Below are 5,158 nucleotides of genomic sequence, written 5' to 3' on the forward strand. Positions count from 1 at the left end.
ATTTGACCATAAGCTCCAGCAGTTAATTCTTCATACCAAAAAACATCTAAACTTGCCGGGTCGATGACTTGACCCTGGGTGGGCGATCGCCAGAGTTGACAGTTATTAATGTTACTCTCAGTAGCAGATCCTTCTACAGTTTGGTTCGCCCACTGATGCCATTCACTATTCTTTGTTCCTGGTGGAATAATGGCAATACGACTGCTAGGAATGGTATCGAGCAGTGATGACATTGTATCTAGTTCTAAATAAAATCCTAATTCGATGAAAGCAACTACACCATTAGCAAGATATTCTATGAGTTGTGACTCTTGAGCATCAGTAATAATTTTTAGATTCGGAAAGTCCGTAGCAAGACAAGTTTGGTCAATGGGAAGATTACCAGTACTGGGGCTGAAATAAACAGCAGGATTAGCTTTGGGGATTTGTTCCCGAATAAAACTTGTTTTGCCGACTCCCGGTGGGCCAGCTACTACAGTGATTATAGGTTTTGACATTTTTCTTCCATAGCTATAGCTCAACTTTTCAATGATGATACAATACGGGCACTTGCCATCCTTGCCCCTGATAGGTTTCTGGCGACGGGCCCTACTTGCAAAGCAGCTAGGCCACCCATAATAAATAGTTCGCAACCAGACCAGCGTAAATATTCGTCTAATACTGGCAACCCATTGACTATTTTAACTGGGTGAGTATTCAAGACTTCTTTTAAGATAGGTTGTTGTGTGACATCAAGTTTTGTTCCTGTTGCTAACCAGATGCGGTCGCATTCCCACGTCGTTCCATCATCACATTTTACTTGCCAGCGATCGCCGACAAACTCAGCACCCACTACCCGACATTCCTCAAAAATAGATAACTCCTTTTGGTGTTGGTAACGACGCAACTGAGTCATTACTGCTGGTGTCATGGAACCACCATCTCGTGCTTGTTGAATTAACTGCCATCTTTTCTGCCAGTCAGTTTCGGCGCTAAAACCTTTTAAATATTTTGGGCCTAACCAACCGGGTTCGGCATCAAATAATTTCTCTTTGAGATGATGTCTTACCATCAAGGTTACGTTTGCACCTCGTTTTAAGGCTCCCAATGCTAAGTGACCGCTAGTTAATCCCCCACCGATAATTAGCACTTTTTCTCCTCTGAGTCGCAAACCTTGCAAGTCTACTTGGTGGGAGTGACAAAGGCGTTGGTTTGGATAGGGGGTGGGAATTTTTTTCGCCCATTCTGGAAGTTGAGGTTTTCCTCCACCATTGGCGATGATTACTTGACGAGCTATGGTTGAGTTGCCGTCATCTAGTTCGACTCGAAATTGAGGGTTCCCTCGGTGGGTGATGGGAGCAATGTTTGTCACTGATGCTTTGTATACTTTGTCTTCTAACTGCCAGCGACTAACTACATCTTGGGAAAATTCTTGAAATAGTTTTGTTCCAGGTAGGTCGTAGGGAGGGAATAGTTCGTTTGGGCGATTTTCTGCGAAACGGCGCAGGGAATAGGGGTCTGGGTCTGGGTGGTGAACGACGGGGGAGCGCAAGTGGGGTATTTCTTGGGCGGCAAACTGCTGTTGCCACTGACTCATCCAAGTGGCACTGGGGTCAAATACTATTATTTTATGGCGATACTTTTTCCGTTTTTGCAACAGATGAGTTACCAATGTTAGGGCGTGGGGTCCCGCACCTACGATGGCAATGTTGGTTTGTATTGGTAAGGACATGGAATTAAAGAACAATAATTATAATAATGATAATCATTATCATTTTAATTATATATACAGCTGTAACGGCTCACAAACAAGATTTTTCCTAGGTCATGCTGCGCAAACAGCCCACATTAACTACAAATAAGCTGTAAGCTTATTGATTTCTAGATTACAAGCTTTTAAATATATTTTGTCTCAAATGTATAGATAAATGTTCACAGTCAATACTCAGTCTATAAGGTAGAAAAAATTCTGTTTGCGAGCTGGCAAGACAAGCAAATAATCTGAGTTTGTTTGCAGATTGTGTAAGATAAGTATTGAGATATATCATATGATTGCAAATACGTCAAATCAGTATATGGGTAACCTAGAAAAATTAGTTCATCATGGTTGAATGAATATGAAGCGATCGCCTGTCTAAACAACGAAATAATAAGTATTTGAGGCTTTAAAATATTTTTAGGTAATAAACTCCCTTTGATTATTGTTCGTTTATATTATCATGTAAAAGCTGAAACTATTGAAATTCTGTTGGCTATTTCAGGCGATCAATCCTATTTTTTGTCATCAATCTCTGACAAAGTTTAAAAAATTAAAATTAGAGGTCGAGATTAATAATTAAAACTTTTCACTTTTAAGCGATCGCTATACAAAATCTGATTGCATAATAGTTGCCATAAAAAAAAATGGTGTGACATTGACATCCTCCCCGGCCTAAAGGCGCGGGGATTCCTACCGAGCCTTAGCTCTTCGGCGGGTTGACGTCTCACAGGCTGCTGCTACCGTAGGCGGTAGTCTCACACTTGCCTCCACGTCCGTTTCTTGCTCCGCGTTCCCTTGCGCCTTTCGGCGGCGCGGGTTCGGTGCGCTTTTTTGTCTCCGAATGCCCTCCGGCGACTAATATATTGATCGCTGCGTTTTCGTCTCTATCATGTTTTGCACCACAGTTGAGACACTCCCATTCTCGCACCTTCAGGTCTAGCTTCCCACCTTTAAAGCCACAATTTGAGCAAATTTGGGATGTTGGCTCCCAACGACTAATTACTCTAAAATCACGACCATATTTTTCTGCTTTTCCATCTAAGAATGTCCGGAATTGTCTCCAACCTAAATCATAAATTGCTCTGGATAATTTACGGTTTTTAACCATTCCAGAAACGTTTAAATCTTCTAAAATAATTGTTTGGTTTTCACGAATTATTTTAGTGGATAATTTATGTAGAAAATCTGTCCTTGTATCTTTCAGCTTGGCATGGAACTTAGCAACTCTAACCCGTGCTTTTTCATACCTTTTAGACCCTTTAGTTTTATGAGATAATGACTTACTTAATTTTCTTAACTTCTTAATTCGTTTCTTCAGTGGTTTAGGAGCATCAACCTTTGTACCATCGCTAAATGTAGCAAAGGTTTTAATACCTAAATCTATACCTACTGAACTATCAGTTTTAGGTAAGACTTCTGGTTGTATTTCTACTACAAAACTCAAGAAATATCTATGAGCTGAATCTTTGATTACTGTTACTGATGATGGAGCAGCAGGTAATTCTCTTGACCAAACTATTTTCAGCTTTCCAATCTTGGCTAAATAAACTTTGTGTTGACCGATTTTAAACCCTCCCTTTGTAAACCTAGCAGTTTGCTTTGACTTTCTACTCTTAAATTTAGGAGGTTTAATAGCTCTACCTTTCTGTTGACCTTTTGTCGATTTAAAAAAGTTTTGATAAGCCTGGTTTAAATCATTTAAAGATTGCTGCAATGGTATAGCAGAAACCTCTGATAACCATTCTCTGTCTTTAGTCTTTTTCGATTGAGTTATAAACTGTTTTTGTAGTTGAGAATTATTGGGTTTATTTTCTCCCGATATATACTTTTCTTGACAACAAGCTAGGCTATCATTCCAAACCACACGGACACAACCAAATAGCTTTGCTAATCGGTATTTTTGCCCCGGTGTTGGATAGATACGATACTTAAATCTAGCTTTCATAATTCCTATTTTAACTAACAGTATGATAACATATTTATAGAAATAAAATCAACTAAAAAGTCGCCCTAGAAGGGCGAGGCGCATACCCCAAATTTTCGGTAAAAGCAGACACCAAAATAAAAAAAGGTAACTGACAAGCGTAAAGACTTTCACTTCAAAACAGCCAATGAATTATTTCAAAAGCTGAGGTTATCGCCCACGTAGACGCGGAGCGGCGTGCCGGAGGCAAACTTAAATATTAAAGGACTGGCAAAAACCCGTTTGAGTAATACCAATTTCATAAAATATTGCTACAGTGACTACATAGGGAACAGGGAACACCGGAGCTGGGAACAGGGAAAGAAAAACATCATAAAAAAGAGGAAAAAAGGTGAAAATTTTTAAATTTATGGAATTTATAATTTTTTCTTTTAGGAATAAATGACAAATTAAGATGTAACTGCCTTTGCATGAATTTGGTATAAATCAATTAACTATGCTGGATGGGGACAATTCTTATCTATTTTAACTGTCAAAGCTGTTAGCCTTTGCGCAGCATTCCGTAGGAAAGCTCCTCTGTTTGCGAAGCATTCCGTAGGAAAAGAGGAAAATGCTGGACAGAAAACCATAGCAGTGAATCCTCAAAATATAGCGCTGTGCGCAGGCAACAGGCAACAGGCAATAGGCAATAGGGGGAAGAAAAAGCTGATAATATAAGACTTTTAGCTATTGGACAATTCCTGCAATTTGTAAATATGCCAGCGCACATTGCTATACTAGCCAAGATTGCTCAAATTGTGGGGAAAAAGTCCCCAAAGAATTATCACAAAGAACTCATTCTTGTCCACATTGCGACATATAGCACTACGCATTAAGGTTAGGACATTTCTAAATCCTGAAAGCCTTTGAAAGTCGGCTGTTCCCTGTTCCCTGTTCCCTGTTCCCTGTTCCCTGTTCCCTAGCGCGTAGCGCTATAGTAATAGACCGCGACTTAAATGCGGCGATAAATATAAAAAGTAGGGCGGCAGGGCATTCCGTCCTTAAAGCTCGTGGAGATCGACGGAATAACGGGGCTACGAAACGAGAAGCCCACACTAAGCTGACATTATAGTGTGGGTAGTGTGGGAAATGTCACCAAATGTTATTATTTACACCTTCTAAAAATCTAGACAATTCTAGACACACTTTTCATCAGTGATGTTAAGCGATTATCCGACTCACCTGTCCATAAGTCTACTGGCAAAGAAAGCTGATGTTCCACTCAAACACATTGAGTTTAGGATTCCGTCTGGGGTTTTTGTAAGAGATGAAAAGTTGAGTGCCAAGCACTCCATAATTGTTGCTAAAATCCTCTGGTCTTAGCAGACGGATGTAAAAATAACATATATTAATGGCGTAAAAACATAGACATTTTGTAGATATAAGTCTTGGATAGTCCATATTTTTCAGCTTTAGCAAACAACAGACTGACGCGTTTTTGTCTATCAATGATAAAA

The 5,158-nt window shown here is 39.7% G+C and carries 2 protein-coding genes and 1 pseudogene; all 3 read right to left on the reverse strand.

Annotation, left to right across the window (positions count from 1 at the left end; all coding sequences use genetic code 11):
- Positions 1-497 (reverse strand): annotated as a pseudogene (locus tag AC3DU7_RS15510) (GTP-binding protein); the annotation flags it as partial.
- A 20-nt stretch (positions 498-517) separates the two neighbouring features.
- Positions 518-1,711, reverse strand: a complete 1,194-nt coding sequence (locus AC3DU7_RS15515; protein WP_488040231.1) for an FAD/NAD(P)-binding protein — start codon at positions 1,709-1,711, stop codon at positions 518-520.
- Between the two features lie 751 nt (positions 1,712-2,462).
- Positions 2,463-3,683, reverse strand: coding sequence for an RNA-guided endonuclease InsQ/TnpB family protein (locus AC3DU7_RS15520; RefSeq protein ID WP_488040232.1), 1,221 nt, complete (start codon positions 3,681-3,683; stop codon positions 2,463-2,465).
- Between the last annotated feature and the right edge of the window lie 1,475 nt (positions 3,684-5,158).

It is taken from the genome of Okeania sp. (assembly GCF_983059655.1).